Here is a 725-nt window from a genome sequence, read left to right as displayed (position 1 = left end):
TGCCTTTGATGTCCGGTTTGCGACCCTTGATGATCAACGTTACGAAGATACCGAAACCTTCACCATCAGTGCCCGTACCCCTGACCAGCAGGACGCCGTCACAGGCACCGTCACTGTCCACGATGAAGACGACAAGCCCCAGTGGGAGATCGCGGCCACTTCCGCGACGGAAGGGGAAAACACCTATATCCAGTGGGAAGCCACCCTGTCCTCCCCCAGTCTCGGGGAGAGCTGGACCCATATTGCCAGCCTGACCGACCCGGACGCCGACTCACCAGCACAGTATGGGACAGACACTGGCCTCATCCAGATCTCGGTGGATGGCGGTCAAACATGGGATGTCCAGAAGGAAACGGTCCCCGGGGAAACAGGGATCTTCTTCCGGGCACCGGCAGGTACCACATCGGTGCTTGTCCGGGCGACAGTCAATGATGATGACCAGTATGAAGGCACCGAAACCCTGCTGCTGCAGATGACCGAGCGCAGTAACACAGCGGGTATTATCACTGGCATGACCTCAAAGGCCGTGGGCACGATCTTTGACAATGAGGAGAGCCTGCAGGTAGACAGCCTGACCCGGATCCGTGACGGGCAGGAAGACGGCGGCTCAGACGACAGCCAATGGCCCGGCTGGACCCTCAATGTCAACAATGCCGCCGATACCGACACCCGCCTCTCACTGCGCTTTGACCCGGCACAACAGGCCACACTGGGTGAGGACTTTA

The 725-nt window shown here is 59.3% G+C and carries 1 protein-coding gene and 1 pseudogene; one reads left to right on the top strand and one right to left on the bottom strand.

Annotated features, from left to right (window positions below; genetic code table 11):
• Positions 1–241, bottom strand: a 241-nt coding sequence (locus A8L45_RS25135) for a hypothetical protein (protein ID WP_217492220.1), incomplete at its 3' end; no start/stop codon positions are given.
• A gap of 75 nt (positions 242–316) precedes the next feature.
• Here A8L45_RS25135 and A8L45_RS25130 point away from each other — a divergent pair.
• A pseudogene (locus A8L45_RS25130) lies at positions 317–725 on the top strand (hypothetical protein); the annotation flags it as partial.

The organism is Veronia pacifica (assembly GCF_001707825.1).
Lineage (GTDB): Bacteria > Pseudomonadota > Gammaproteobacteria > Enterobacterales > Vibrionaceae > Veronia > Veronia pacifica.
The sequence above is the reverse complement of the archived record's forward strand: the minus strand, read 5'-3'. Positions and strand labels throughout refer to the sequence as shown.